The organism is Pseudomonas faucium, from assembly GCF_021602585.1.
In the GTDB taxonomy this organism is placed as follows: domain Bacteria; phylum Pseudomonadota; class Gammaproteobacteria; order Pseudomonadales; family Pseudomonadaceae; genus Aquipseudomonas; species Aquipseudomonas faucium.
Genome location: NZ_BQIP01000001.1, coordinates 162,387 through 188,847, shown reverse-complemented (window position 1 = coordinate 188,847; position 26,461 = coordinate 162,387). Strand labels below are relative to the sequence as shown.

Below are 26,461 nucleotides of genomic sequence, written 5' to 3'. Positions count from 1 at the left end.
TGTCAGGCCGCTATTCAGACGCCTGGCGGCAAGCGGGTCAAGGTACAGCCAGCAGGCAAAACTGTACGGCCCGCGCTTTGCCGCAGCGCACCTGGCGCTGTTAAGCTCCCGGCCCGACCGAGGAGTTTGCCGTGCCCGAAATGCATACCCTGCTCTGGCGTGACCCGACCCTGCCCTGGGTGGAAAGCCGCCGGGCCTGCCACAGCCGGGCCTGTTACAAGGCGCACAGCCACCCGACCTTTTCCATCGGCGCCGTGGATGCTGGCAGCAGCCTGTTCACCGGCGCCGGCGACGGCCAGGTACGCCTGACGCCCGGCACCCTGGTGCTGGTGCCGGCGCAACGGCTGCACGCCTGCAACCCCGAGCCCGGCCAGGCCTGGAGCTACCAGATGCTGCACATCGATGCCCCGTGGTTGAGCCAGTTGCGGCTGGAGTCGGGCATCCGTGGCGCCGAAGCCGGCGAGCCGGCGCGCATCAGCCGCAGCCCTGCGCTGTACCGCGCGTTCTGCAGCTTGAATGCCCTGCTGTTCAGCACCGCGGGCTGCGCGGAAAAGGAAGCGGCACTGATCACCTTCATGGGTGACCACGACTTTTCCGAGCATCCGCCGCTGCCCTCGGCCCCGGCACCTGCGCTGGGCACTGCGGTGCTAGGGGAGCTGATCGCGCACATCGAGGCGCTGGACCCTGCCCAATTGAGCCTTGGGACGCTGGCGCAACAAGCCGGCCTTGGCCGCTACCAACTGATCCGGGCCTTTCGAGCTGCCACGGGCTTCACCCCACATGCCTATCTGCTCAACGCCAGGGTCAACCGCGGCCGGCAATGGCTGCGCGATGGCCAGGCGCTGGCGGAGGTGGCGTATCGCCTGGGGTTTGCCGACCAGAGCCATTTCCAGCGGGTGTTCAAGGCGCACGTCGGGGTCACGCCGGGCCAGTATCGGCAGGGTTCGGCTGTGTAGGCAGCGCTGCAATAATCTTCAATACCTGGCGCGGGGTGGCCAGCACACTGCGGTTTTGCCAACCGGAGCAACCCCGCCGCCATGGAGCAATTCCTGATCGTCGCCCTCGCCCATTTCCTTGCCCTGCTCTCGCCTGGGCCAGACTTTTTCCTGGTCGCCCGCACCTCGCTCAAGGCTGGTTGGCGCGCCGCCAGCGGCGTGTGCCTGGGCATCGCGCTTGCCAATGGGCTGTTCATCGCGGTGGCATTCGCCGGCCTGGCCGTCCTGCGTGAAGGCAGCGCCGTGTTCATCGGTTTGCAACTGGCCGGTGCGCTCTATCTGCTGTACATCGGCGCGCTGTTCTGGCGCCACGCCGGGCAAGCCGAGCTCACCGCCGTCGGCGCTGAGCGGGCCGATAGCAGCGGGTGGCGCGGCCTGGGCCTGGGTTTTCTGTCGGGGTTTCTCAACCCCAAGAACGGGTTGTTCTATGCCAGCCTTGCCAGCATGGTCGCCAGCAGCAGCGTGGGCTGGAAGTGGCTGTATGGGGCTTGGATGTTCGGCATCGTGCTGGGCTGGGACTTGCTGGTGGCCATGGCCATCGGCAACCAGCGCCTGCTGCGGCGCTTCTCACGCGCCCTGCCCGGGTTGCAGCGCGCGTCGGGGCTCATGCTGGTGCTGTTGGGCGCGGCGCTGCTCATGCACCTGCTGCGGGGCTGAGCAGCGTCAGGCTGGCCATGTCCATCAGGCTGAAATGGCCGCTGGCCCAGCCGCCGGTGTCCAGGTGCCAGACATTGCCCAGGCGCTTGGCCTGCAACACCGGCGTATGCCCGACCAGTAATGCTCGCAAACCTGCGACGGGTTCGGTGCCGCCATCCTTGAGGCGTTTCCGGGACCACTGGCACACCTCGCGCACCTGGGCGTCGTCATCGAACAGCAGGCTGTCGCGCAATGCCGCCCAATCGTTGAAGGGGCTGTCGGCATGCAGCAGCCCGACCAGGCCGGCAGTGGTCTGCACTTCAAGGGCAATCGGCAATTGCAGGAACTGTTCGACGAACACCTCTTGCTCGTCCCTGTGCAGGTCGAGGAACCAGCCGCCGCCGGCAGCGCGGTACATGTCCAGATCCAGGCGCCCACCATGAAAGTGGGTGATCGCCAGCGACTCATGGTTGCCCTGCACCGCGTGGAACCACGGCTTGGCCAGCCACGCCAACGCTTGCGCGCTGTGCGGGCCGCGGTCGACCAGGTCGCCGACGCTGAACAGGCGGTCTACCGCTGGGTCGAACCCCACTTGGTCCAGGCACGCCTGCAGGCGTTGGAAGTGCCCGTGGATATCGCCCACGGCCAGGTCGCGTCCATTGCTGTTGGCGGCTACCCGCCGAAACCGGCTCATTGCAGTGTTCCTCGGCTACCGCGCCGGGGCAGGTGCACCTGCTCATGGCGCTGACAGTCAACAGCATGGCACATGGCCCTGCCCCGCGCAGGTCGAGGGGCACTTGCCCCATGGCTGGTAACCCGTTGTGTCGCAGTAGTATGCTCTGCGCCTTGATCTGAAGGTGCAAACGAATGCAAATGGAACGCTGTGCCCGGCTGGATGCCATGGCTGCATGAAGTATCTGTTCTTGACCCTGGGCAGTTTCGCTGCCACCTACTACCTGGTCGGGCTGTTGATCCAAGGCCAGTTGGCCGACATCGCCGAGGGCCTGCGCCACCGCCCCGATGCGCCGACACCTGGCCAGTACCTGCGCGAAGCACGGCCACTTGCCCGGCGGGCGCAGCGGCACTACACGCTGATGGCGGGCTCGTTGTTGGCGTTGCTGATCTGCCTGGTTGCCTATTGGCTCGGCTAGAGGTCCAGGGCCAGGCTCTGGCGCCCTTCGAGCGCCAGCAGGTATTGCTTGGCCGGTAGGCCGCCGGCAAAGCCGGTCAGGCTGCCGGAAGCGCCAATCACCCGGTGGCAAGGGGCAATGATCGAAATCGGGTTGCGCCCGTTGGCCGCGCCTACCGCACGCACCGCGCTGGGGTTGCCGATCTGCCGGGCGATATCGCTGTAACTGCGGGTTTCGCCGAACGGTATGGTCAGCAGCGCGGCCCACACCTGGCGCTGGAACTCGGTGCCGGCAAAATCCAGCGCCAGGTCGAAGCGCCGGCGCGTGCCGGCGAAGTATTCGCCCAGCTGGCGTGCAGCCTCGCGCAGTATCGGCAGCTGATCATCACGGTGCAGCTCACCCAGGCGCACGCGGTTTTCCCGTTCTTCCTCCCACAGCACGGCCGCCAGCCGCTCGCCGCGCGCGACCAGGGTCAAGGTGCCGACCGGGGATTGCAGGAACGTGAAGGCGCAGGACATGGGCAGGTTTCCACCGCAACAAAGGTTGCCCGCACTCTAGCGCTGCCGGGCAGCCTGCGCATCCGCTTTCTTGCGCAGGCAATCTTCAGGCCGCGATGCGCCGGGCTTCAGTGAGGCCGATCTTGGGGATCACCGCTTGCGGTATGCGCGAGGTGGGCGACAGGTTGTAGACGCGAAAATGCTCGTTCACCACTTCCCGGGCCATCAAGGTCAGCGAGGGCAGGATGCGGCTGTCCCAGTGCTGGTCCAGCCCGCACGGCGAGCGTTCGCCCTCTGCGCCTTCCTCTTCGTAGAAACGCCCCACCGACTGGTCGAGGTCCACGCCCACCAGCAGCACCTGCTCGAAGCCCAGGTGGTAAGCCAGTTGCAGGGCAACGTAGGCCACCGTGCGGGCATCGTAGAAGCCGGTCGACAAATCCTTGCTGAAGGCGATCGAACGGGCCCGTTTGCTCCACGACGCCCGGCTGCAGACATGGCTGGCGTCATGCCCGCGCAGGCTGGTGAGCAAGCCTGGGATTTCGGCCTTGCGCAGGGGGAAGCACTGAGTGGCGCTGGGGATGTCGGCATTGGCGAACTGCTCGGGCCACAGGGCCAGGCGCTCGCTGTCACGCATGGCCTGGGCGAACAATGCCGGCTGTTGCTTGCGAAAGCTCTTGTCGGTGCAGACATAGAAGAACGGTTTCACACCACTGGCTGCCGTGAGTGCGATGGAGCCGTTCATGGCTATCACCGGCAGGTGAGCGAACTCACCCATGGGGAAATGTTTTGCAGAAGCGCCGGAGGCAAGAATCACCACGGGGCCCTTCTGGGTATTGCGACACGCCTCAAAACTGGAGAACGCCCCGCGTTCAGCATCGAGCTGCGACGGAAGTGTGTTCATCAGGTACATCATCAAATCTGAATACCCCTACAGGGTACGCACGCCTTGAAGCCTGCGGAAAACACTTTTACAAAAACCTTACACGATCAGACCAACGGGTCTATTTCAGGCCAGGCATTCTTGCCGGCCATCACCGAAGCTTTAATTCATGAGCTGCCTTGATGCATACCAACCCAGAGACTAATACTTAAGTCTCTGCCTGGGGAGGCACGAAAGATGCAACCGAGATTCGTTATCGTTCCGGCTGTACCCATCGAAAAGGAGTCATTGCGCATCGGTAGCAGGTACTTCGCGGCGACCGTATGCGGCGGCTTCGACATCTACGACAACCACGCGAAGGAGCGCCTGAAACCCAGTTATCCCAGCAAGACCGCTGCAGAGCTGCAATGCCAGCGCTTGAACATGAACGCCGAATAACGCCGCGGGCGCATTGGTTCACGCACGGCTCTGGCCTGTTCCTGCCCCCTCGCCCGCCTGCCAGCCATCGATCAGCCGCTCGGCATTCTGCTCGCAATCCATGCCTTCGGGCTTGCCCTCGATACCGGCGATCACCGCCAGCAACTGCGCGCGGTTGTGCGCCAGGCGCTGCTGCATCGCTTCGATTTCCGCCACTTTGCGCTTGAGGCTCGCCAGCAGCAGGCCATGACGCTCGGCACCGACGGCCGATGCGCCGGTGAGCTTGCGCATTTCCTCCAGGCTGAAGCCGGCCTGCTGGCCACAGGCGATGATCTCCAGCGCGCGCACCGTCTGCTCCGGGTAATCGCGGTAGCCATTGCCCAGCCGGCGGGCTTCGATCAGCCCACTGGCTTCATAGAAACGAATGCGTGATGCAGTCAGGCCCGTGCGCCGGGCCAATTCACCGATTTTCATGAAGTGCAATCTCCCTCTTGACCTTAAGGTTTACTTTAACCTTAGCCTTCTGCAAAGCCCAGGCGATCGGCGTGTCGGCCGATACGCGGCGCCTTTTTTGGAGACTACCCATGACCCCATTCACCCCCCTGCTCTTGCCCAATGGCAGCACCCTGGCCAACCGCATCGCCAAGGCTGCCATGGAAGAGAACCTCGCCAACCTCGACCAGACCCCGTCCGATCAACTGCTGCGCCTGTACCAGGCCTGGGCCGAGGGCGGCGCCGGGTTGCTGCTGACCGGCAATGTCATGATCGACCCCAGCGCCATGACCGGCCCAGGCGGTGTGATGCTCAACGACAGCCAGCCACTGCAGCGCTTTCGCCAGTGGGCAAGCATCGGCCGGGCGCAGGGCGCGCAGTTCTGGATGCAGATCAACCACCCGGGGCGGCAGATGCAGGCCAACCTCGGCCAGCCGACCGTGGCGCCTTCGGCCGTTGGCCTGGAGATGGGCGGCTTGTCCAAGCTGTTTCCCTTGCCCCAGCCACTGGACGAAGCGCAAATCGGCGCATTGATCCAGCGCTTCGCCCGCACTGCAGCCCTGGCCGAAGCCTCGGGCTTCACTGGCGTGCAGATCCACGCCGCACATGGCTACCTGCTCAGCCAGTTCCTCTCGCCGTTGAGCAACCGGCGCCATGACCGCTGGGGCGGCAGCCTGGAAAACCGTGCGCGGCTGTTGCTGGAAGTGGTCAAGGCGGTACGTGCGGCGGTGTCGCCCGGCTTCTGCGTGGCCGTCAAACTCAACTCGGCCGACTTCCAGCGCGGTGGGTTCGAGCCGGCGGATGCTCGCCAGGTGGTGCTCTGGCTCAACGACCTGGCTGTGGACCTGGTGGAGCTTTCTGGTGGCAGCTACGAAGCGCCGGCGATGCAAGGCGATGCCCGTGATGGGCGAACCCTGGCGCGCGAAGCGTACTTCCTCGACTTTGCCCGCGATATCGCGGCAATCGCCAGGATGCCGGTGATGGTCACAGGCGGTATTCGCCGCCTGCCGGTGGTCGAAGAGGTACTTGCCAGTGGCGTGGCCATGGCCGGCATCGCCACGGCGCTGGCCGTCGACCCGGCCTTGCCCAAGCGCTGGCAGCTTGGCGATAGCAGCGCCAGCGCTGCACTGCAGCCTATCCGCTGGAAGCGCAAGGCATTCGCCGCACTGGCCTACATGGCGCTGGTCAAGCTGCAGATGCGCCGCCTGGCAGCGGGCAACCAACCTGACACACAGGCCTCGCCGCTGCGGGCGCTGCTGCAGGAGCAGTGGTGCACGCTACAACGCGTGCGTCAGTACAAACGCATGATGAAGCGCAGGCTGGCGCAATGAAGCACCTGCTGGCATCACTCCAGGCAATCCCTGGCGGCCTCGCGCAGTTTGTCGCCAGACAGGAAGCTGCCCTTGTAGAAGGTGGCACGGCTGCCCTCGCGGTAACTGACCACTTCCAGCACCTCGTCCGACCTCAAGGCGCTGGGCGCGGTCAGCCGGTAACCATGGGCGATGGACTTCTGCGTGGTGGCCGGGGCCACGGCTTGCCACTTTGGCAGCACACAGGCCGCATATTCACTGGGCGACTTTGGAGTCAGCTTGCTGGCGGTAGGTTTGCCAGGGTTGGCACAGCCGGCAAGGCCCAAAGCCAGAGCGGCACAGAAAAGAATGCGAAAGGTAGGCATTTGCAATTGACCGATAGGGACGAGCGCTATTTTAGCCAGGCTTGCGCAAAAGTACTAATCAACCAAGGTAGTGCCGCGTGCGACCTGCTCCGCGCCAGACTTCCGTCGCATTTCAATCGCCGGCAACTTGCGTAGAATTCGCGGCGCTGATGGATCAGCACCCATCGCAAAAAGCCCGCGCTCCAGGGTGCGGGCTTTTTGTTCTGTCTTACTTGCAATCAGGCTTTGGAACACATCAACGCGGCATCGAGCAACCTGCCATGGTCATACCAGGCATCGCGCTGATAGGCCGTGAAGTGACGCTGGGCGCCACTGCCCTGCACTTCCACCAGGCCATTGGCCTTGTTGGGGTCGGTGCTGTCCACATAGAGCTTGACCGAATCGCCGGTGCCCTCTTCGAAGGTGGCGGTATTGCTTTGCAGTTCTCCTTTTACACATCCCAAGTAGTCAGGTGCACTTCGGTGGGTGGTACCGGAGGTGTAATCGTGGCCGTCACGTACATCAGGGTTCTGTGCGCACCCCGCCATGAATACGGTGGCCAACGCCGATACCAGTATTGCGCCTGCGAATGAACTTGAACGCTTCACGCGACACACTCCTGCTGCCCCGTCGATCACGCTGTACAAACCCGCAACTGCATAAAGCCCCTGTTTTAATTCTCTATGCCGAACATAGTACGCCTGCTAACTATCGGGGCAATATGCTGGTTCGCTATATGGCTTTATCGCGGAACTGACTGAGTACTGCTCCCCACTCAAGCCTTGCCTCAAGTCAACATGCGCTTTGCGCAAACTGGCACGCTGTGCAGCATCGGGCGAAGTCGATACCGCCCCTCTCGCCCGTCACCGAACCCAACCTCGTAAACGCGTCGAGCTGCCCATGACCCTGCTATCCGCTTTGCCCAAGAATAAACTCCTCGTCGCCGCCATTGCCGCCGGCGCCCTGGCGCTGGGCTGGTGGGCCTGGCAGAACCTGGCGCACACCGGGCCCGGCGACGGCTTCGTCAGTGGCAACGGGCGTATCGAGGCCACCGAGATCGACGTGGCCACCAAGCTGCCCGGGCGTATCCAGGACATCCTGGTCAACGAAGGTGACTTCGTCAAAGCCGGCCAGGTGCTGGCCACCATGCAACTCGACACCCTCCAGGCGCAGCGCGACGAAGCCGAAGCCACTCTGCACCAGGCCGAGCACGCGGTGGCCGCCGCCGAAGCCCAGGTTGCCCTGCGCGAAAGCGATGCTGCCGCAGCCCAGGCTCTGGTCGGCCAGCGCGATGCCGAACTGGACGCCGCCCAGCGCCGCCACGGCCGCACGCAAACCCTGGCCAAAGAAGGCGCCACCTCGCAGCAACAACTGGACGATGACCGCGCCAACCTGCGCGGCGCCCAGGCTGCCCTGGCTGCCGCCAAGGCCCAGGTCAGGGCCGCCAAGGCGGCAATCAAGGCCGCCGAAGCCCAGCGCATCGGTGCCCAGTCTGCCGTCGGCGCCGCCAGGGCCTCGTTGCACCGGGTCGAGGCCGATATCCGCGACAGCGAACTCAAGACCCCACGCAGCGGCCGCGTGCAGTTCCGCGTGGCCCAGCCCGGCGAGGTGCTTGCCGCCGGTGGCCGGGTATTGAACGTGATCGATCTGGCGGACGTGTACATGACCTTCTTCCTGCCCAACGAAGTCGCCGGCCAGGTGGCCCTGGGCAGTGAGGTGCGCATCGTCCTCGACGCGGCGCCGGACACGCCGCTGCCTGCCACCGTGTCGTTCGTCGCCAGCGCCGCGCAGTTCACGCCCAAGACCGTGGAAACCGCCTCCGAGCGGCAGAAGCTGATGTTCCGGGTCAAGGCCCAGCTCCCGCCACACCTGCTGCAACGCTACCTGGAATACGTCAAGACCGGCCTGCCCGGCGTGGCCTGGGTCAAGCTCGACGCCGAGGCCCAGTGGCCGGCCTCGCTGAACTCGAAGCTCACGGAGTAAGCCATGCGCGTTTCGCCCCCTGGCCTGGTGGCTCAGGTCGAGCATGTCACCCTGCGCTATGGCGCTACCGTCGCCCTCGATGACCTGAGCCTGGACGTCCCCAGTGGGCGCATGATCGGCCTGATCGGCCCCGACGGCGTCGGCAAGTCGAGCCTGCTGTCGCTGCTGGCGGGCGCCCGGGTGATCCAGCAGGGCCACATCCAGGTGCTGCAAGGCGACATGGCCAGCAAACGCCACCGCGATGCCGTGTGCCCGCGCATCGCCTACATGCCCCAGGGCCTGGGCAAGAACCTCTACCCCACGCTTTCGGTGGAAGAGAACCTGCAGTTCTTCGCCCGCCTGTTCGGCCACGCGGCCGACGAACGCCGCCGGCGCATCGACGAGTTGACCCGCAGCACCGGCCTCTTGCCGTTTCTCGCGCGCCCCGCCGGCAAGCTGTCGGGCGGCATGAAACAGAAGCTGGGCCTGTGTTGCGCCTTGATCCACGACCCCGATTTCCTGCTGCTCGACGAACCCACCACAGGCGTCGACCCGTTGGCCCGTGCGCAGTTCTGGGAGCTGATCGCGCGCATCCGCCTGGAGCGCCCGGGCATGAGCGTGATCGTCGCCACCGCCTACATGGACGAAGCCCAGCGCTTCGACTGGCTGGTGGCCATGGACGACGGCCGCATCCTCGCCACCGGCACGCCCGAGGCGCTGCTGGCGCGCACCCGTTGCCCATCGCTTGAAGAAGCCTTCATCGCGCTTTTGCCCGACGACAAGAAACGCGGCCATCAACCCGTGCTGATCCCGCCGCTGCAGGCCGACGAAAACGATATCGCCATCGAGGCCCAGGGCCTGACCATGCGCTTTGGCGACTTCACGGCCGTCGACCAGGTGTCGTTTCGCATCCGCCGTGGCGAGATCTTCGGCTTCCTCGGCTCCAACGGCTGCGGCAAGTCCACCACCATGAAGATGCTCACCGGCCTGCTGCCGGCCAGCGAAGGCCGGGCCTGGCTGTTCGGCAAGGAGATCGACCCCAGGGACATCGACACCCGCAGCCGGGTGGGCTACATGTCCCAGGCGTTTTCCCTGTATGGCGAGCTGACCGTGCGCCAGAACCTGGTGCTGCATGCCCAGCTGTTCCACGTGCCGGACGCTGAGGTGCCGGGGCGCGTGGAGGAAATGGTCGAGCGCTTTGGCCTGGGCCAGGTGCTGGACCGCCTGCCGGCTGCCATCCCGCTGGGCATGCGCCAGCGCCTGTCGCTGGCCGTGGCCATGGTGCACAAGCCCGAACTGTTGATCCTCGACGAGCCCACCTCCGGCGTCGACCCGGTGGCCCGCGACAATTTCTGGAATTTGCTGGTGGCGCTGTCGCGGCGCGACAAGGTCACCATCTTCATCTCCACCCACTTCATGAACGAAGCCCAGCGCTGCGACCGCATGTCGATGATGCATGCTGGCAAGGTGCTGGACAGCGACACGCCCGCCAAGCTGGTGGAAAAGCGCGGCGCCAGCAGCCTTGAACAAGCCTTCATCGGCTACCTCATCGAAGCGAGCGGTGAAACTGCCGCCGAGCCACCCGGGCCTGCTGCCGACACCCCGGCCGAGCCTGCGCCGCAGCTCGCCAGGCAGCGCCGGTTCAGCCTGCAACGCCTGCTCAGCTACAGCTGGCGGGAAGCCCTGGAACTCAGGCGCGACCCCATCCGTGCCACCCTGGCCCTGGCCGGTTCGCTGCTGCTGATGTTCGTGATCGGCTTCGGCATCAACATGGAAGTGGAGAACCTCACTTACGCCGTGCTCGACCGCGACCAGACCACCTTCAGCCACAGCTACACCCTGAGCCTGGAAGGCTCGCGCTACTTCATCGAGCGCCCGCCCCTGACCAGCTACGAGGACCTGGACCAGCGCATGCGCCGCGGCGAGATCGCCCTGGCCATCGAGATCCCTTCAGGCTTCGGGCGCGACCTGGTGGCGGGGCGCAACGTGCAGATCGGCGCCTGGATCGATGGCTCGATGCCGCAACGCGCCGAAACCGTGCAGGGCTATGTGCAAGGCATCCACCAGCACTGGCTGCAGGAGCAGACGCGCCACCTGCGCGGGGCCGGCGCTGCGCGACTGGTCGATATCCAGAGCCGCTACCGCTACAACCCCGACATCGCCAGCCTGCCGGCCATGGTGCCGGCGGTCATCCCGCTGTTGCTGCTGATGCTGCCGGCCATGCTCACGGCGCTGTCGGTGGTGCGCGAGAAGGAGCTGGGCTCGATTCTCAACCTGTACGTCACGCCCATCACCCGTACCGAGTTTCTGCTGGGCAAGCAGTTGCCCTACGTGCTGCTGGCGATGGTCAACTTCTTGTGCATGAGCCTCCTGGCGGTCACCGCGTTCGGCGTGCCGGTCACCGGCAGCTACCTGACGCTGGTGGTGGCGATGTTCATCTTCTGCATCATCTCCACCGGCATGGGCCTGCTGGCGTCCACGGTCACCAGCAGCCAGATTGCAGCGATGTTCTTCGCCATGATCGGCACCATGCTGCCGGCCACCCAACTGGCCGGCCTGCTCAACCCGGTGTCGTCGATGGAGGGCATGGGCCGCCTTGTCGGCGAGGCGTACCCGGCCACGCACATGTTCAATATCAGCCGCGGCGTGTTCAGCAAGGGCTTGGGCTTCGAGGACCTGCGCGGCGCCATCGGCAACCTGCTGCTGGCGGTGCCGGTGATCCTCGGCGCCGCGGTGGCCTTGCTCAAGAAGCAGGAGCGATGACATGCGCAAACTGAAGAACATCCTGCGCCTGGGCCGCAAGGAGCTGTGGAGCCTGCTGCGCGACCCGGTGATGCTGATATTGGTGGTGTACGTGTTCAGCGTGTCGATCTACACCTCCGCCACCGCCGTGCCGGAAACCTTGCACAACGCCCCCATCGCCATCGTCGACGAAGACCACTCGCCGCTGTCCGCACGCATTGCCACGGCGTTCTACCCGCCGGAGTTCAACATCCCGCGCATGATCGCCCTGGACGAAGTGGACCCCGGCATGAACAACGGCGACTTCACCTTCGTCCTCAACATCCCGCCCAACTTCCAGCGCGACCTGCTGGCCGGCCGTGACCCGCAGATACAGCTGAACATCGACGCCACGCGCATGAGCCAGGCGTTTACCGGCAACGGCTACATCCAGCAGGTGGTGATGGGCGAAGTCAGCGAGTTCGCCAGCCGCCACCGGGTCAGCAGCGCGCTGCCGGTGGAGCTGGTGCTGCGTGCGCGCTTCAACCCCACGCTGGAGAAGGCCTGGTTCGGCAGCATCGCCGAGATCATCAACTCGGTGGCCATGCTGTCGATCATCCTCACGGGCGCGGCGCTGATTCGCGAGCGTGAACACGGCACCATCGAGCACATCCTGGTGATGCCGGTGACGCCCGGGGAAATCATGGCTTCGAAAGTGCTGGCGATGGGGCTGGTGGTGCTGGTGGCCACCGCGCTGTCGCTCAATATCGTGGTGCGCGGGTTGCTCCACGTGCCCATCCAGGGCTCGATCGGGCTGTTCTTGTGCGGGGTGGCGCTGTGCCTGTTCGCCATGACCTCAATGGGTATCTACATGGCCACGCTGGCGCGCAGCATGCCGCAGTTCGGCTTGCTGCTGATGCTGACGCTGATGCCGATGAACATGCTCTCGGGCGGGCAAACGCCCAGAGAAAGCATGCCGGAGCTGGTGCAGCATGTGATGCTGGCGGCCCCCACCACCCATTTCGTCAGCCTCGGCCAGGCCATCCTGTTCCGTGGCGCGGGGCTGGAAACGGTGTGGAAGCCATTTCTGGCATTGCTGGTGATCGGCACGCTGCTGTTCGTGGCCTCGCTACGCCGCTTCCGGCGCACCCTCAGCCAGATGGCCTGAGCCGCGATCAGTAGCGCCGGTACTCGTGGCCACCGCGGTCATCGTAGTAGTGCCGGTGATGATCGCCATCATGCCAATACGGCCAGCAACCGCTGAGTAACACAACGGCCGACAAAATGGCGGCCCACGCTGCTTTACGTTTCATCTGAGTGTCTCCAGCCAGGCGAAACCTGGCCCTGCATAGATTTGACCTCGTGCAATCCCGAGGTTCATGCAGCGACGCTCCACTCATCTGCAAGGCAATGCCAGGGCCTCAGCACGCGACCAGGAGCCGCTCTGCGTTCGGTCCAAACGCGTATCGATAGCCTCGGCAAAACGCTTCCCACTCTTGCCCTGACCATCCCGACCTGCGTTTGACTTGCCGCAAGTCATGGCGGGCGGCCCGTTTCGCGGTGAGTCGTTGCCTGGCCTTTTCAAGATCAAGCAATGCCACTTTCACGCTCGGCTCGCTGAAATCAACGAAGACATGTTTCAGATACAAGCAGCCATGTTGCCAACGGCCAACGTTCAACCTGGCGAGTGCTTGACCATACGCTTCCAGAATCTCATGGTGGCGCCTGGACCCAAGTGTTTGGTCCAGCTTGTTGCGGTAGAAGTCTTCCAGTGACAAATAACCGTCCAGCGCGGCCGTCACCATCACCGCATGCCACTCACCGCGCTGTTTACCGACATGGGCGTGCACAAGTGCTGGCGTCGATACGCCCAACAACGCAGCCGCACGAAGGGCCTTCGCTTCGCGGGCAACGGTTGGATAGCCCAACGGGTGCAGAAAACTTCGATAGACATGCCCAACTTGCTGCTTCTTGTAGAACGTCAGGCCCTCCAGCTCGACCCGGAGCACACCACTCTCCCCGCCTCGTCGAATGTTTGGGGGCTCCACCCACGCGCCAGGCGCATTCAGAATCGCCTCTACAGGCGGATGGCAGGAACTCAGACTTGTAGAATTATTATTAGTCATTGGCTACTCACTCATTTGCCAGCCTTGGCGTGGCGAGAGTTGGAATATAGCAGCCAATTCGCAAGAAAATCGCCATCTTTGACGACTATTTCTGGATCCCACCACCTATCACTTTGCCACTATGGTTTGTGCCAGCGCTAACGTTCAGGAGCCTCGGCACTCCAAACGGCCAACTCGTATCCATCCGGGTCGATGAAGTGGAACCTTTGTCCTCCAGGGAAGGAGAATGTCTCTCGGCTGATACTGGCACCCGCTGAAATAAGTTTACGCTGCGACGCTTCCAGATCATCCGAGTACAGAATCACCAACGGGCCTCCAGGGCGAACGGGCTCCCCGGTCGTAAAACCACCGGTAAGCCGCCCATCGCTGAATTCGGTGTAGCTGGGGCCATAATCCACAAAGTTCCAGCCGAACGCCTTGCCATAGAAAGCCTTGCTGCGCTCGATGTTCGCTACGTTGAACTCGATGTTATCGATCTTGTTGTCTTTGCTCTGGCTCATCAGAACCTCCTTGTTGATGACTGCTATCTAATACAACTGGCATGACGCCGTTCGACAAAACGCGAGACACCGCTCGCTTCAGCGTACCTTCGATGAACTTTCCGACAGTGCCCGAAAGCGCCTTAACGCTTTGCGCTCGACACAGGCATGAAACTGCTCACGAAGAAAACACAGGCTGGCCCCACCAGCCAACTGACGCTGGTTCCTGGGCTGATAGCCGGAACAACAAGCGTGACTGCGAACAGAGCTATGCCTGCCCAAAGGCGCCTGCGTGGTGTTAGCCATTCGCGCATTGCATCCAGCCTTTTTTTCATCGCCACTGTCCTTGCCGGGTAGGCGGCGAAGCATATCACCCCCCATCACCGCTCAGCGCGGTCTGCCGGTGCGGAGGGAATTGAGGATCAGGCGTCGGCCCCCATACAACTGCCGTCACACCTATGCGACAATAGGCGCAATGTCCGGCCTCAACCCCGCATTCATCACCCAACAGCTGGGTCACAGCGTTCAGATGCTGCTGTCGACGTATGCCTGTTGGCTCAACTCAAGCTCCCACTGGAGCGAGCTGGAAAGCCCGCAGACTGGTATCTAATCGCTATCAGCTGAAAATCCAGCGTCGTAAGTTACTGATAGGTAAGCCCTTTGATCTCCACCGCCAACATCACCATGCAGTTCGGCTCCAAGCCGCTGTTCGAAAACGTTTCGGTCAAATTCAACAACGGCAACCGCTACGGCCTGATCGGCGCCAACGGTTGTGGCAAGTCGACCTTCATGAAGATCCTCGGCGGCGACCTGGAGCCGTCCGGTGGCCAGGTCATGCTCGAGCCCAACACCCGCCTGGGCAAGCTGCGCCAGGACCAGTTCGCCTATGAGGAATTCACCGTGATCGACACGGTGATCATGGGCCACGGCCAGCTGTGGAAGGTCAAGGCCGAGCGCGACCGCATCTACTCGCTGCCGGAAATGACCGAAGAAGACGGCATGGCCGTCGCCGAGCTGGAAACCGAATTCGCCGAAATGGACGGCTACACCGCCGAATCGCGCGCCGGCGAGCTGCTGCTGGGCCTGGGTATTCCGCTGGAACAGCACTTCGGCCCGATGAGCGAAGTGGCGCCAGGCTGGAAACTGCGCGTGCTGCTGGCCCAGGCATTGTTCTCGGACCCGGACGTGCTGCTGCTCGACGAACCGACCAACCACCTGGATATCAACACCATCCGCTGGCTGGAAACGATCCTCACGGCGCGCAACAGCACCATGATCATCATTTCCCACGACCGCCACTTCCTCAACAGCGTCTGCACCCACATGGCCGACCTGGACTACGGCGAGCTGCGCCTGTTCCCGGGCAACTACGACGAGTACATGACCGCCGCGACCCAGTCGCGCGAGCAGCTGCTGTCGGACAACGCCAAGAAAAAAGCCCAGATCGCCGAGCTGCAGACCTTCGTCAGCCGCTTCTCGGCCAACGCCTCCAAGGCCAAGCAGGCCACCTCGCGCGCCAAGCAGATCGACAAGATCCAGCTGGCCGAGGTCAAGCCGTCGAGCCGCGTCAGCCCGTTCATCCGCTTCGAGCAGACCAAGAAGCTGCACCGCCAGGCCGTGGTGGTCGAGAAGATGGCCAAGGCCTTCGACGACAAGGTCCTGTTCAAGAACTTCGACATCACCGTCGAAGCCGGCGAGCGCGTGGCGATCATCGGCCCCAACGGTATCGGCAAGACCACCCTGCTGCGCACCCTGGTCGGCGAGATGACGCCGGATGCAGGCTCGGTGAAATGGACCGACAGCGCCGAGGTGGGCTACTACGCCCAGGACCACGCCCACGACTTCGAAGACGACATGAGCCTGTTCGACTGGATGGGCCAGTGGACCAGCGGTGAACAGGTGATCCGCGGCACCCTCGGGCGCATGCTGTTCTCCAACGACGAGATCCTCAAGTCGGTGAAGGTGATTTCCGGTGGTGAGCAAGGCCGCATGCTGTTCGGCAAGCTGATCCTGCAAAAGCCCAACGTGCTGGTGATGGACGAACCGACCAACCACCTGGACATGGAATCGATCGAAGCGCTGAACCTGGCGCTGGAGAACTACCCGGGCACCCTGCTGTTCGTCAGCCACGACCGTGAGTTCGTGTCGTCGCTGGCCACGCGCATCATCGAGCTGTCGCCCGATGGCGTGGTGGACTTCAGCGGTACCTATGACGATTACCTGCGCAGCCAGGGCGTCGTGGTCTGACACAGCTGAGGCTGTGATGGCCTCATCGCCGGCAAGCCGGCTCCCACAGGAACAGCAGTGTGCTGCACCCTACCTGTGGGAGCCGGCTTGCCGGCGATGGCTGCAGCACAAATGCCGATGAATAATTAGTTAGCCTGCTTTCATTTCCTTCGCGCAGCGGCCATGATGAGGCCACGCCCAACCGCCCGCCCGCGAACGAGCCCATGACCGCGCAACAACCCGCCCCCGCCGCCAGTACCGCCAGCATCACCCTGCAGATCCTGTCGATCGTCTTCTACACCTTCATTGCCTTCCTCTGCATCGGCCTGCCGATTGCCGTGCTGCCCGGCTACGTGCATGACCAGCTTGGCTTCGGCGCTGTGGTCGCCGGCATCACCATCGGCCTGCAATACCTCGCCACCCTGCTCAGCCGGCCCTTCGCCGGGCGTGTGGCGGACACCCTGGGCGGCAAGAAGGCGATTCGCTTCGGCCTGCTGGGCATCGCCGGCTGTGGCGTGTTGACGTTGTTTTCCGCCTGGACCTTGAGTACGCCGCTGCTGAGCCTGGCCCTGCTTTTAGGCGGGCGCCTGCTGCTGGGGCTGGCCCAGGGCCTGATCGGCGTCGCGACCTTGAGCTGGGGCATCAGCCAGGTGGGGCCGGAACACACCGCCCGGGTGATCTCCTGGAACGGCATCGCCTCCTACGGGGCCATCGCCATCGGCGCACCGGTGGGCGTGCTGGCCGTCGATGGCCTGGACTTCAGCGTGCTCGGCCCGGCGTTGCTGGTGCTGGCCGTGCTGGCGCTGGCGTTGCTGCGCAAGCGCCCGGATGTCGTGGTGGTGCGCGGTGAACGCTTGGCGTTCTGGTCGGCGTTCGGGCGCGTGGCCCCTTGCGGCCTGGGGCTGACCCTGGCGTCGATCGGCTACGGCACCCTGACCACCTTCGTCACCCTGTATTACCTGGAACGCGGCTGGGTCGGCGCGGCCTGGTGCCTGAGTGCCTTCGGCCTGTGCTTCATCATTTCGCGGCTGCTGTTCGTCAACGCCGTCAACCGTTTCGGCGGCTACAACGTGGCAGTCGTGTGCATGGCCACCGAAGTGCTGGGCCTGAGCCTGTTGTGGCTGGCGCCCGCACCGGCCTGGGCGTTGCTTGGCGCCGGGCTTACCGGTTTCGGGCTGTCGCTGGTGTACCCGGCGCTGGGCGTCGAGGCGATCAAGCAAGTGCCCAGCAGCAGCCGTGGCGCCGGGCTGGGCGCCTATGCGGTGTTCTTCGACATGGCACTCGCGGTGGCCGGGCCGGTGATGGGCGCGGTGGCCATGCACCTGGGCTACGCCTCGATCTTCTGCGTCGCGGCCTTGCTGGCCCTGGCCGGGGTTGGCCTGACGCTGCTACTGGCGCGCCGGGCTGGTGGCAGCTGAGCGCTCGGCATGCTCCGGGGCGCCCAGCGCCTGGCTGAAGAATGAGGCGGTTTCAAGCTTCAGGGAATGATGGATATGGCGCCGATCGACCCCTTCGGCGTCCTTGCACAAGACCGGCATGCGCGCATGCTGTTCTTCATCGCAGCGGGCCATGAACACGAAGTGCCCGGCCCCGGCGAGCAGGCGGTAGTCGGGGGTGACCGGCAACTTGCGCGCCAGCGCCTCGGCATTGCGGTCCACTGCCAGCAACTGGTCGCTATCGCCCGTATAGATCAGCGCCGGCACCTTGACGTTGGCCAGGGCATGGCGGCCGAACATCAGGCTCAACGGCGCCATCAGCATCACCGCGCCCACCCGCGGGTCGGCCTGGGGCTCCAGTTCGCTGCGGTCGGCAATCAGCACGCCGTGGGTCTTGCAGGCGTCGGCATCGTTGGGGCGCTCCAGGCAATACTGGCGCAGGCGGTCCAGGTCGGGCCGAGCACCAGACAGGATCAGCGCCGTTTCACCCCCTGCCGAGTAGCCGATCACCCCCACCTTGCCGTCGTTCAAATAGGGCGCCAACAGCGCGTCTTCACGGGCAGCCGTGATCGCGGCGCTGATCTGCAAGGGCCGGCCATACAGGTTGCTCAGGGTGCCTAGGCGGCTGTGGTCGCTGGCGTTGTCGCCAGGGTGCACCACCGCCACCACCACGAAACCCTGGCGCGCCAGAGACGTTGCCAGGTAGTGCAAGGCCAGGGGGCTGCCGGTGTTGCCATGGGAAAGCACCAGCAACGGGAACTGGCCAAGGGCAACTGGGGCTTCTTCGGCCACCTCGACGGGGTAACCATCGATGCGCAGGGTGCGCGGCGTGCCGTGGGCGGGGTAGAACGCCAACGCTTGCATCGGCTGTGCATCGACCGGGTCGGCCAGGGTCATGTGGTGCAGGCCGGCCACCCAGGGGGAGGCCAAGGGGGCACCCTGGGCATCGAGCAACAGGCCAGCGCACAGAAACAGTGCCAGCAAGCAACGGGGAATGTTCATCGGCCGGCCATCCGCGCAGGGCGAGGGGATTACCTGATGATAGGACGCGGTGACCGGGCGGCAGATGAAATCTGGATGAAACAAATAACAACACCCGCCTGCTCATCGAACAGGCGGGTGCGCTGTGGCTGGCCGGATCAGGCTGCGGCGAACAGCTCGTTGGCAATCTGCGCCTGGGCAGCATCGATCGCCTTGCTGCGGTGTTCCGGGCCATAGGCCAGGCCATGGGCGCGGACGATTTCCAGGTCGGTGATGCCGATGAAGCCGAGGAACACCTTGAGGAAGTCTTCGTGGCCGGCACCGGTCGGCTGGCCGGCGTGCAGGCCACCGGCAGTGGATACCAGCACCACTTTCTTGTCACCGCACAGCCCTTCTGGGCCAGCTTCGGTGTAGCGGAAGGTCTTGCCGGCAACCGCGACGCGGTCGATCCAGGCCTTGAGCTGGGTCGGCACGCTGAAGTTGTACATCGGCGCGCCAATCACCACGGCATCGGCAGCCAGGAACTCTTCCAGGGTTTCGGCGCTGAGCTTGGCCTCGAAGGCCTGGGCGGCGTCACGCACGTCTTCCGGGGTGCCGCCAGCGACCAGGGTGGCCGCCGAGAAGTGGGCGATGGCGTCGGCGGCCAGGTCGCGGTAGACCACTTCGATGCTCGGGTCAGCGGCTTTCCAGGCTTGAACCACTTCGCGGCTGAGCTGGCGGGAGGCGGAATTGTCGCCCAGGATGCTCGAATCGATATGCAACAGTTTCATGGGACTCTCCTGTGAATGAAGACCGCGGCGGTGGGCGATCACGATGGAGAGAATCCTACCCAAGCGACCAATAGCTGATAAGCCGGTAAAAATGCGTTAGTTTGTCCCCCAGGTAGAACAGTGAGACAGCCATGCAAGACCTCAACGACCTCTTCTATTTCGCCCGCGTGGTCGAAGCCGGCGGTTTCGCCGCTGCCGGGCGCCAGCTGGGGATCCCCAAATCGCGCTTGTCGCGGCGCATCGCCGAGCTGGAAGAACGCCTCGGCACGCGCCTTTTGCAACGCACCACGCGGCAGTTGAAGCTGACCACGGTCGGTGAACGCTACCTGCACCATTGCCAGGCGATGTTGATGGAAGCGGAGGCGGCCGACGAGGTGGTGGCCAGCCTGAGCAGCGAACCGCGCGGCCGCTTGCGGGTGTCGTGCCCGGTGGCGCTGGCGCATGCCTTCCTGCCCGATGTGATCAGCCGCTTCCTGCAGCAGTACCCGCAGGTGCAACTGGACATGGTGCTGCTCAACCGCCGCGTCGACCTGATTTCCGAAGGCATCGACGTGGCCCTGCGCGTGCGCGACCTGGGCGACGAGGACCCGGCGCTGGTCACCCGCCGCCTGCGCCAGGCGCAGATGCAACTGGTGGCCGCGCCGGGCTTTGCCGACCATGTGCGCGACCCGGCCGAGCTGGCCAGCCTGCCGGTGCTCGGCGCCGCCGAGGCCGACCGGCTGGTGCACCTGCGCTTGCACGGGCCCAATGGCCGGGAGCAGGAAATTGCCCTGGAACCGCGCCTGGCCATCGACGACTTCGTGGTGCGCAACGCCGCCGTGCGCGCGGGGCTTGGTTTCACCGCCTTGCCCAGCATGTTCTGCGAAGAAGAGCTGGCACGCGGCGAACTGGTACGGCTGCTGCCGGATTGGTCGCTGCCGGGGGGCTACCTGCAGGCGGTGTACCCCCATCGGCGAGGCGTGTTGCCGGCGGTGCGGGTATGGATCGACCACCTCGCCGCCTCGTTCGAGGCCTGTGGAGAACGTTATGTCTAGGCAGAAGATGACCGAGGAGCAGGTGGCGGCGTTTTGCCTGAGCCTGCCGGGGGCACGGGAAGACTACAAATGGGGTGGCATCCGCGTGTTCTCGGTGGCCGGCAACAAGATGTTCGCGGTCATCGGGCTGGCGGGTGAAGGGCTGTCGTTCAAGGTGGGCAACGAGCTGTTTCTGGGCTATTGCGACCGCCCTGGGGTGCGCCCTGCGCCTTACCTGGCGCGGGCGCACTGGGTCATCATGCAGCCGCCCTACCCCATGGGCCGTGAAGAGCTGTGCGACCTGCTGCAGCGCTCGCACCAGCTGGTGGTGCGGCGCCTGCCCAAGCGCCTGCAGGTGGGCTTGCTGATCTAGGCCGGGCCCTACGACAGCAGGTGGTTGCCCAGAAACAGCCAGTCGGCCCAGAACACCTGGTGCAGCAGCACGATGCCCCAGAACACGGCCTGATACGACAGCTTGCGCGTCTTGTGCCGGAACAACTGCTGGGCCACCAATGCCCCCGGCCAGCCGCCGAGCAGTTCACTGGCATGCAGCACCTTTTCCGGCGTGCGCCAGCCGGCATTGCGCGCCTGCTGCTTGTCTTGCCAGTACAACAGCAGGGCCACCAGGCTGGCCGCCGGGTACAGCCCCAGCGGCAGCCACGACTGCCCGATCCAGGCCATCTGCAACGCACCCGCCAAGGGCAGCAGGCACAGCACAGCCAGCACCAGCAGCTTGAGGCGCATCAGCCGGCAGCCGTCGACCAGTTGACCCAACCGAACTGCCAGGTCGCCAGGATCAGCAGGCCGAACACGATGCGGTACCAGGCGAACGCCGCATAGCTGTGGTTGGCGATGAACTTGAGCAGCGCGCGCACCGCAATCATCGCGAAGATGAACGAGGTGACGAAGCCTACGGCGAACACCGGCAGGTCGGCGGGCTGGAACAGGTCGCGGTACTTGTAGCCCGAATACACCGCGGCACCGACCATGGTCGGCATCGCCAGGAAGAACGAAAACTCCGTGGCCGCCTTGCGCGACAGGCCGAACAGCAGGCCGCCGATGATGGTCGAGCCCGAACGCGAAGTGCCCGGGATCATCGCCAGGCACTGGACGAAACCGATTTTCAGCGCGTGCGTCCAGCGCATGTCATCGACGTGGTCCACTTGCACCCGGTGCGCACGGCGCTCGGCCCAGAGCATGATGACGCCACCGATGACCAACGCGGTGGCCACGGTGATCGGGTTGAACAGGTAGTGGTGGATCAGGTCGGCGAACAGCACCCCCAGCACCACCGCCGGCAGGAACGCCAGCAGCAGGTTGGCCGTGAAGCGTCGCGCTTTCGGCTGGCTGGGCAGGCCGATCACCACGTCGAGAATCTTGCGCCGAAACTCCCACACCACCGCCAGGATCGCTGCCAGCTGGATGATGATGTTGAACGCCATGGCCCGCTCACCGCCAAAACCGATCAGGTCGGCGACGATGATCTGGTGCCCGGTACTGGAGATCGGCAGAAACTCCGTCAAGCCTTCGACTACGCCTAAGATGATTGCCTGAAAGGCAGTCCAAAAATCCATTGTTCCCCCGTTGAAGCGCTGCTGCTTGCAGGCCCCTAGTTCTTGATTTGCTTGTATATGCCGTTCGCGGCGCGGATCTTTTACAGCGACTGTTGGAGTTACGCCAGTGGAAAAGTTCACCCAGGCTAAAGGTTTCATCCTGCGCGGCCGACAGCCTAGCAGAGCGGCCTGGCGATGGCTCGCCCGGCAGGCCGAGGTGCTATAAATAAATGGCACTTAGCCATTAGTCGGATACTGCACTGACGGCCAAGCGTGCTTGGATGCACTGAATAACAAGAACAATGCGGGAGTGCCGTTCATGAAGACCTTGAGGTCGATGTCGATCAGTCGCCGCCTGTGGCTGATTCTGCTGGTTGCGGTAGGCATGTTGCTGGTTCTGGGCCTGCTGATGCTGCGCCAGATCCACGGCGACCTGTACCAGGCCAAGGCGGAAAAGACCCGCCATGTGGTGCAGACCGCCGCCAGCGTACTGGCCTACTACCAGGGGCTGGAGGCCGCCGGCACGCTCAGCCGCGAAGCCGCCCAGCAGCAGGCGCTGCAGGTTGTGCGCGCGCTGCGCTATGACCAGGGCGACTATTTCTGGATCAACGACCTGGGGCCGAAGATGATCATGCATCCGACCAACCCCAAGCTCGACGGCCAGGACCTGTCCGCGATCCGCGACCCGGACGGCTTTGCGGTGTTCAACGAAATGGCCGCCCTCGCCCGCAGCCAGGGCGCCGGGCCGGTCAACTACCGCTGGCCCAAGCCCGGTGCCAGCGAACCGGTGGCCAAGACTTCGTACATTCAGCTGTTCCAGCCATGGGGCTGGGTCATCGGCTCCGGCGTCTACGTCGATGACGTGCAGGCCGAATTCGCCCGGCAACTGCGTGACGCCTCCCTGGTCGGCCTGGGCATCGCTCTGCTGATGGCCCTGGTGGTCATGCTGATCGCCCGCAGCATTGCGCGCCCGCTGCAGGAGGCGGTGCAGGCGATGGGCAATATCGCCAGCGGCGAGAGCGACCTGACGCGCCGCCTGGACACCCATGGCCGCGACGAAATCACCCAGCTGGGCGAACACTTCAACCGCTTCAACGGCAAGCTTCAGGGGGTGGTTGGCCAGTTGCAGGAAACCGCCCACGCCCTGGCCCACTCCGCCGGGCATGTCGGCGACAACGCCGGCGCCGCGCAGCAGCACAGTGCCCAGCAATCGCTGCAGATGGACCAGGTGGCGACTGCCGTCAACGAAGTCACCTACGCCGTCCAGGACGTGGCCAAGACCGCCGAGCAGGCCGCAGGCGAAATGCATGCCGCGCAACAGCAGGTGGAAAATGGCCAGCAGGCCATCCAGGGCAGCCTGCAGCAGATCGACCGCCTGTCGCTGACCATCGACCAGGCAGTGCAGGTGATCCGCGACCTGGCAGGGCACAGCACGCGGATCGGCGGCGTGCTGGACGTGATCCGCGCCATTGCCGAGCAGACCAACCTGCTCGCCCTCAACGCCGCCATCGAAGCCGCACGCGCCGGCGAACAGGGCCGCGGCTTTGCCGTGGTGGCCGACGAGGTGCGCCTGCTGGCCCAGCGCACGGCGCAGTCGACGGCCGAGATCCATACCATGATCGAGCACCTGCAGAAGCAGTCCGATGCCGCGGTCAAAGCCATCGACACCAGCAGCGAGGCGTCGCGCCAGACCGTCGAACAGGCCCGCGAGGCCGGTGCCAGCCTCAGCGCCATCAACCAGGCGCTGCACAGCCTCACCGCTCTCAATGCCTCGATTGCCAGCGCCACCCTGCAGCAGTCGCATGTGGTCGAGGAAATCAACCGCAACGTGCTCGACACCGCCGGGCTGTCGCAGCAGACCGCCGATGCGGCGCGCCAGTCGAGCGATGCCGGGCTGGCCCTGGGGCAGTTGAGCGAAGGCCTGGAGCAGATGCTTCGGCAATTCAAGGTGTGACCCCGTGCGGGGCGGTGCAGCCAGCCCACACGCTGCGCTACACCTGCCCTCGCCCACAGGCTACAATCGCGCCCCTTCCAAAGCAGCCAAGGATCGCCGATGTCCGGCCTCGAACTCATCGCCGCCGTGCTCGGCGTCACCGCCGTGTGGCTTACCGTCAAGCAGAACGCCTGGTGCTGGCCGATCGGCCTGGTGATGGTGCTTATATATGGCTGGCTGTTCTTCGATGTGAAGCTGTACTCGGGCATGCTCCTGCAAGTGGCCTACGCCGCGCTGCAACTGTATGGCTGGTGGCAGTGGAAGCGCCCGGGCCGGGTCGAAGATGCCCGCCAGGTCTCGCGCCTGGCGGTGCCGGCAGTGGCCGCCGGGCTGGCAGGCGGCCTGCTGCTGAGCGTGGCCCTGGGCGCGGCCATGGCCCACTGGACCGATGCCGCCCTGCCCTGGCTGGACGCCACGCTCACCGGTTTCAGCCTGGTCGCGCAACTGTGGATGGCGCAAAAGCGCGTGCAGTGCTGGCCTCTGTGGATCGTGGTGGACGTGGCCTACGTCGGCCAGTACCTGCACCAAGCGCTGTACTTCACCGCAGGCTTCTTCGCCGTGCTGACCTTGATTGCCGTGCGCGGCTGGCTGGAGTGGCGCCGCGACCCGGCGCTGCAGGCATGAAGGTCCTGGTGCTGTGTGGCCCCGAGTCCAGCGGCAAGAGCTGGCTCAGCGGCGAAATCCAGGCGCATTTCGGCGGCGTGGTGGTGGGCGAGTACGTGCGCCACTTTATCGACCGCGAAGGCCGCGACACCTGCTACGCCGATATCACCCCCATCGCCCAGGGCCAGCTGGCCTGGGAGGACCAGGCACGCCAGCAGGCGCCTGAACTGCTGATCCTCGACACCCACCTGCTCAGCAACATGCTCTGGAGCCGGGCGCTGTTCCAGGATTGCCCGGCGTGGCTGGAGCAGGCCCTGCTGACTCGCCGCTATGACCTGCACCTGCTGCTCAGCCCGCAAGGCGTGGGCTGGGTGGCCGACGGCCAGCGCAGCCAGCCGGACCTTGCCGACCGGCAACGCTTTTTCGCCGACAGTTTGGCCTGGCTGCAGCAGCATCGGCAGCCGCTGCAGGTAATAGAAGGTGACTGGCCGCAACGCAGCGCGGCGGCATTGCGCGCCGTGCAGGGCCTGTTGCAAGGTAAATCCCCGGTTTGCCCCACCGAGTGTTAACTCCCTGACACACCCAGGCGGGCGTTGAACCCCGTGTTTGCGGACTTCTTTCCCCAGGGCTGGGGAAGTGTCACGCAGCTGTTACAACGCCTGGAAGTGCCTTTGGCGCAACAGCCATAGCGGCAAATGGCCCCTGTTGGCCAAAATCTGTCTCAACGCTGATACAGGATTCTCCCAGCGCTGCCAGCAAGTTCATGCAACCCACTGATTCACCGGCAATATCCAAAAGCGGCACGCCTTCTGCTCTCCTCCTCGCAACGCCGATTCAGGCCAGCGCTGAAGAAGGATTGCCGTCATGGGAAAACTGGACAATGGCATCTGCCGCCTGTTGCTGGTCGGTTGTGCATTGGGCGCGGGCTTCAGCGTTCCGGTGCAGGCCGACAACGGCATCATCGTGATCACCCGCGATGTGCAGCCACGCATCGCCACCCGTGCGCCGCTGGCGCCCGACCCCTACCCCACCACCGCCAACGCCAACCCGTCCGCGCAAGTGCTCAGGCAAACCAACGAGCTCAGTGATGGCGACTTCGCCAACATCACCAGCGGCACCGGCATTTCCTCGCTGATCACCCAGCAGACCAACAACGTCGGCGGCAGCATCGGCACCCAGACCCAGCTGCCCAACCTGGCGGCCGGCCGTGGGTCAGGCTCCGGCAACGGCATTTCCAACATGGTCAACTCAAGCGTGCAGCGCGGCCTGGCGCCCCTGCAGATGCTGACCGGAGGCAAATGAGATGAGGCAGACGCTGTTTATCCTGGCCACCCTGTGCAGTGCCTCGGCCTTCGCCCAGTCGCCCGTTCCCGTGATCAACAGCGCCGACATCGACAGCTCCGGCGCGCAGTACCAAGGCAACTTCAGCGTCAACCAGGCGGCCGGCGACCTGCAGCAACAGGCCAACGCCCGCGCCATCGCCACCGGCACCCATGCCGCAGCGACCACGCAGATCCGCCAGCGCCAGCTGTCGATCATCGACCCCAACATGGGCGCCACCGCCAGCATCCAGGGCAATGCCTTCAGCCATGGCAACGGTGCCCTGGGCGTGAACCAGAGCGCCGGGGCCAGCACCCAGCAGGCCAACGCCCTGCGCATCAGCATCAGTACACAACCGCAAAGCATCGATGACAGCGTCCTGTTGCAGCAGAACGTGGCGCTGATCAAAAGCTCCGATCCGACTGATACCTCTCCCGGCTATCGCCATGTCACCACCGGTGACCAGGCATTCACCGGTAGCCGCGGGGTCATTCAGCTGAATCAGAGCGCCGGGGTGGGCAACCAGATGGCAAACACCCTGAGCGTACGGGTCCCGAACTGACCCGAAGGTGTAAGT

General features: G+C 64.6%; 30 protein-coding genes and 2 pseudogenes. 19 read left to right on the top strand and 13 right to left on the bottom strand.

Annotated features, from left to right (window positions below; translation table 11 throughout):
• The first annotated feature begins 140 nt into the window (after nucleotides 1–140).
• On the top strand, nucleotides 141–956 hold the full coding sequence (locus tag L6D75_RS00885; protein ID WP_236193392.1) for an AraC family transcriptional regulator: 816 nt from the start codon (nucleotides 141–143) through the stop codon (nucleotides 954–956).
• A gap of 81 nt (nucleotides 957–1,037) precedes the next feature.
• A complete protein-coding gene (locus L6D75_RS00880; protein WP_236193349.1) occupies nucleotides 1,038–1,652 on the top strand; it encodes a LysE family translocator in 615 nt (204 codons plus the stop codon).
• Here L6D75_RS00880 and L6D75_RS00875 read toward each other — a convergent pair.
• The gene (locus L6D75_RS00875; RefSeq protein ID WP_236193347.1) at nucleotides 1,630–2,325 is read right to left on the bottom strand and encodes a metallophosphoesterase; all 696 of its coding nucleotides are present in this window, start codon (nucleotides 2,323–2,325) and stop codon (nucleotides 1,630–1,632) included. The genes L6D75_RS00880 and L6D75_RS00875 overlap by 23 nt on opposite strands.
• Before the next feature lie 214 nt (nucleotides 2,326–2,539).
• On the opposite strand from L6D75_RS00875, the gene L6D75_RS00870 reads away from it, so the two are divergent.
• Complete coding sequence (locus tag L6D75_RS00870) at nucleotides 2,540–2,782, top strand: hypothetical protein (protein WP_236193346.1); 243 nt, start codon at nucleotides 2,540–2,542, stop codon at nucleotides 2,780–2,782.
• On the opposite strand, the gene L6D75_RS00865 is transcribed toward L6D75_RS00870, so the two are convergent.
• Both L6D75_RS00865 and L6D75_RS00860 read right to left on the bottom strand, forming a co-directional pair.
• Complete coding sequence (locus L6D75_RS00865; RefSeq protein ID WP_236193345.1) at nucleotides 2,779–3,279, bottom strand: methylated-DNA--[protein]-cysteine S-methyltransferase; 501 nt, start codon at nucleotides 3,277–3,279, stop codon at nucleotides 2,779–2,781. The two genes, L6D75_RS00870 and L6D75_RS00865, sit on opposite strands and share 4 nt — an antisense overlap.
• A gap of 85 nt (nucleotides 3,280–3,364) precedes the next feature.
• Complete coding sequence (locus L6D75_RS00860; RefSeq protein WP_176518201.1) at nucleotides 3,365–4,159, bottom strand: lipopolysaccharide biosynthesis protein; 795 nt, start codon at nucleotides 4,157–4,159, stop codon at nucleotides 3,365–3,367.
• Nucleotides 4,160–4,375: 216 nt separating this feature from the next.
• Between L6D75_RS00860 and L6D75_RS00855 the strand changes: the two genes are divergently transcribed.
• Nucleotides 4,376–4,576 (top strand): hypothetical protein, encoded by a 201-nt coding sequence (locus L6D75_RS00855; RefSeq protein ID WP_176518199.1) that lies wholly within the window; start codon nucleotides 4,376–4,378, stop codon nucleotides 4,574–4,576.
• Between the two features lie 18 nt (nucleotides 4,577–4,594).
• On the opposite strand, the gene L6D75_RS00850 is transcribed toward L6D75_RS00855, so the two are convergent.
• The gene (locus tag L6D75_RS00850; RefSeq protein WP_236193344.1) at nucleotides 4,595–5,029 is read right to left on the bottom strand and encodes a MerR family transcriptional regulator; all 435 of its coding nucleotides are present in this window, start codon (nucleotides 5,027–5,029) and stop codon (nucleotides 4,595–4,597) included.
• Between the two features lie 110 nt (nucleotides 5,030–5,139).
• Between L6D75_RS00850 and L6D75_RS00845 the strand changes: the two genes are divergently transcribed.
• Nucleotides 5,140–6,378 carry an NADH:flavin oxidoreductase/NADH oxidase family protein gene (locus L6D75_RS00845; RefSeq protein ID WP_176518316.1) on the top strand — a complete coding sequence of 413 codons (1,239 nt, stop codon included), beginning with the start codon at nucleotides 5,140–5,142 and terminating at the stop codon, nucleotides 6,376–6,378.
• Between the two features lie 14 nt (nucleotides 6,379–6,392).
• Here the strand turns inward: L6D75_RS00845 and L6D75_RS00840 are convergent, their stop codons facing one another.
• A complete protein-coding gene (locus tag L6D75_RS00840; RefSeq protein WP_236193343.1) occupies nucleotides 6,393–6,722 on the bottom strand; it encodes a hypothetical protein in 330 nt (109 codons plus the stop codon).
• A 218-nt stretch (nucleotides 6,723–6,940) separates the two neighbouring features.
• Nucleotides 6,941–7,309, bottom strand: a complete 369-nt coding sequence (locus L6D75_RS00835) for a hypothetical protein (RefSeq protein WP_176518042.1) — start codon at nucleotides 7,307–7,309, stop codon at nucleotides 6,941–6,943.
• Between the two features lie 292 nt (nucleotides 7,310–7,601).
• Between L6D75_RS00835 and L6D75_RS00830 the strand changes: the two genes are divergently transcribed.
• Genes L6D75_RS00830 through L6D75_RS00820 form a run of 3 tightly spaced genes read left to right on the top strand, consistent with a single transcriptional unit; the run spans nucleotide 7,602 to nucleotide 12,552 of the window.
• Nucleotides 7,602–8,684 carry an HlyD family secretion protein gene (locus L6D75_RS00830; RefSeq protein ID WP_236193342.1) on the top strand — a complete coding sequence of 361 codons (1,083 nt, stop codon included), beginning with the start codon at nucleotides 7,602–7,604 and terminating at the stop codon, nucleotides 8,682–8,684.
• A 3-nt stretch (nucleotides 8,685–8,687) separates the two neighbouring features.
• Nucleotides 8,688–11,426: a ribosome-associated ATPase/putative transporter RbbA gene (gene rbbA / locus L6D75_RS00825; RefSeq protein ID WP_236193341.1), complete on the top strand. Its 2,739-nt coding sequence runs from the start codon at nucleotides 8,688–8,690 to the stop codon at nucleotides 11,424–11,426.
• Between the two features lies 1 nt (nucleotide 11,427).
• Nucleotides 11,428–12,552: an ABC transporter permease gene (locus tag L6D75_RS00820; RefSeq protein ID WP_236193340.1), complete on the top strand. Its 1,125-nt coding sequence runs from the start codon at nucleotides 11,428–11,430 to the stop codon at nucleotides 12,550–12,552.
• A gap of 7 nt (nucleotides 12,553–12,559) precedes the next feature.
• On the opposite strand, the gene L6D75_RS00815 is transcribed toward L6D75_RS00820, so the two are convergent.
• The 3 genes from L6D75_RS00815 to L6D75_RS00805 all read right to left on the bottom strand — a co-directional run bounded on the left by L6D75_RS00815 (nucleotide 12,560) and on the right by L6D75_RS00805 (nucleotide 14,010).
• Entirely contained in the window at nucleotides 12,560–12,697 is a 138-nt protein-coding gene (locus L6D75_RS00815) for a hypothetical protein (RefSeq protein WP_176518347.1), read from the bottom strand.
• Nucleotides 12,698–12,805: 108 nt separating this feature from the next.
• The gene (locus L6D75_RS00810) at nucleotides 12,806–13,510 is read right to left on the bottom strand and encodes a lipopolysaccharide kinase InaA family protein (protein ID WP_373876235.1); all 705 of its coding nucleotides are present in this window, start codon (nucleotides 13,508–13,510) and stop codon (nucleotides 12,806–12,808) included.
• A gap of 137 nt (nucleotides 13,511–13,647) precedes the next feature.
• The gene (locus tag L6D75_RS00805) at nucleotides 13,648–14,010 is read right to left on the bottom strand and encodes a VOC family protein (RefSeq protein ID WP_176518381.1); all 363 of its coding nucleotides are present in this window, start codon (nucleotides 14,008–14,010) and stop codon (nucleotides 13,648–13,650) included.
• 394 nt (nucleotides 14,011–14,404) lie between these two features.
• Here L6D75_RS00805 and L6D75_RS00800 point away from each other — a divergent pair.
• The 3 genes and pseudogenes from L6D75_RS00800 to L6D75_RS00790 form a co-directional block, all read left to right on the top strand.
• Nucleotides 14,405–14,599: pseudogene (locus tag L6D75_RS00800) on the top strand (site-specific integrase); the annotation flags it as partial.
• A 50-nt stretch (nucleotides 14,600–14,649) separates the two neighbouring features.
• The gene (locus L6D75_RS00795; protein WP_236193337.1) at nucleotides 14,650–16,236 is read left to right on the top strand and encodes an ABC-F family ATPase; all 1,587 of its coding nucleotides are present in this window, start codon (nucleotides 14,650–14,652) and stop codon (nucleotides 16,234–16,236) included.
• Between the two features lie 203 nt (nucleotides 16,237–16,439).
• The gene (locus tag L6D75_RS00790) at nucleotides 16,440–17,633 is read left to right on the top strand and encodes an MFS transporter (RefSeq protein ID WP_236193335.1); all 1,194 of its coding nucleotides are present in this window, start codon (nucleotides 16,440–16,442) and stop codon (nucleotides 17,631–17,633) included.
• On the opposite strand, the gene L6D75_RS00785 is transcribed toward L6D75_RS00790, so the two are convergent.
• Together L6D75_RS00785 and L6D75_RS00780 are read right to left on the bottom strand one after the other, a co-directional pair.
• A complete protein-coding gene (locus tag L6D75_RS00785) occupies nucleotides 17,604–18,653 on the bottom strand; it encodes an alpha/beta hydrolase family protein (RefSeq protein WP_236193333.1) in 1,050 nt (349 codons plus the stop codon). The two genes, L6D75_RS00790 and L6D75_RS00785, sit on opposite strands and share 30 nt — an antisense overlap.
• A 137-nt stretch (nucleotides 18,654–18,790) precedes the next feature.
• Nucleotides 18,791–19,402 carry an FMN-dependent NADH-azoreductase gene (locus L6D75_RS00780; RefSeq protein ID WP_236193331.1) on the bottom strand — a complete coding sequence of 204 codons (612 nt, stop codon included), beginning with the start codon at nucleotides 19,400–19,402 and terminating at the stop codon, nucleotides 18,791–18,793.
• Nucleotides 19,403–19,533: 131 nt separating this feature from the next.
• Here L6D75_RS00780 and L6D75_RS00775 point away from each other — a divergent pair, with 131 nt between their 5' ends.
• Both L6D75_RS00775 and L6D75_RS00770 read left to right on the top strand, forming a co-directional pair.
• Nucleotides 19,534–20,436 (top strand): LysR substrate-binding domain-containing protein, encoded by a 903-nt coding sequence (locus tag L6D75_RS00775; RefSeq protein ID WP_236193329.1) that lies wholly within the window; start codon nucleotides 19,534–19,536, stop codon nucleotides 20,434–20,436.
• Nucleotides 20,429–20,788 carry an MmcQ/YjbR family DNA-binding protein gene (locus tag L6D75_RS00770; RefSeq protein WP_176518295.1) on the top strand — a complete coding sequence of 120 codons (360 nt, stop codon included), beginning with the start codon at nucleotides 20,429–20,431 and terminating at the stop codon, nucleotides 20,786–20,788. Before L6D75_RS00775 ends, L6D75_RS00770 begins: the two co-directional genes overlap by 8 nt.
• 8 nt (nucleotides 20,789–20,796) lie before the next feature.
• On the opposite strand, the gene L6D75_RS00765 is transcribed toward L6D75_RS00770, so the two are convergent.
• Together L6D75_RS00765 and L6D75_RS00760 are read right to left on the bottom strand one after the other, a co-directional pair.
• Nucleotides 20,797–21,159 (bottom strand): DUF1294 domain-containing protein, encoded by a 363-nt coding sequence (locus tag L6D75_RS00765; protein WP_371872009.1) that lies wholly within the window; start codon nucleotides 21,157–21,159, stop codon nucleotides 20,797–20,799.
• Complete coding sequence (locus L6D75_RS00760; protein WP_236193326.1) at nucleotides 21,159–21,989, bottom strand: undecaprenyl-diphosphate phosphatase; 831 nt, start codon at nucleotides 21,987–21,989, stop codon at nucleotides 21,159–21,161. The genes L6D75_RS00765 and L6D75_RS00760 overlap by 1 nt, the downstream gene beginning before the upstream one ends.
• Nucleotides 21,990–22,287: 298 nt before the next feature.
• Between L6D75_RS00760 and L6D75_RS27395 the strand changes: the two are divergent.
• From L6D75_RS27395 to L6D75_RS00735, 6 genes and pseudogenes are all read left to right on the top strand, one after another.
• Nucleotides 22,288–23,049 (top strand): annotated as a pseudogene (locus tag L6D75_RS27395) (cache domain-containing protein); the annotation flags it as partial.
• A gap of 138 nt (nucleotides 23,050–23,187) precedes the next feature.
• Nucleotides 23,188–23,922: a methyl-accepting chemotaxis protein gene (locus L6D75_RS27390; RefSeq protein WP_373876238.1), complete on the top strand. Its 735-nt coding sequence runs from the start codon at nucleotides 23,188–23,190 to the stop codon at nucleotides 23,920–23,922.
• Between the two features lie 99 nt (nucleotides 23,923–24,021).
• On the top strand, nucleotides 24,022–24,585 hold the full coding sequence (gene pnuC / locus L6D75_RS00750; protein ID WP_236193322.1) for a nicotinamide riboside transporter PnuC: 564 nt from the start codon (nucleotides 24,022–24,024) through the stop codon (nucleotides 24,583–24,585).
• A complete protein-coding gene (locus L6D75_RS00745; RefSeq protein ID WP_236193321.1) occupies nucleotides 24,582–25,133 on the top strand; it encodes an AAA family ATPase in 552 nt (183 codons plus the stop codon). The genes pnuC and L6D75_RS00745 overlap by 4 nt, the downstream gene beginning before the upstream one ends.
• Nucleotides 25,134–25,428: 295 nt before the next feature.
• Nucleotides 25,429–25,866 carry a hypothetical protein gene (locus L6D75_RS00740; protein ID WP_176518241.1) on the top strand — a complete coding sequence of 146 codons (438 nt, stop codon included), beginning with the start codon at nucleotides 25,429–25,431 and terminating at the stop codon, nucleotides 25,864–25,866.
• Between the two features lies 1 nt (nucleotide 25,867).
• Nucleotides 25,868–26,446, top strand: coding sequence for an adhesin (locus L6D75_RS00735; RefSeq protein WP_176518242.1), 579 nt, complete (start codon nucleotides 25,868–25,870; stop codon nucleotides 26,444–26,446).
• Nucleotides 26,447–26,461: the final 15 nt, after the last annotated feature.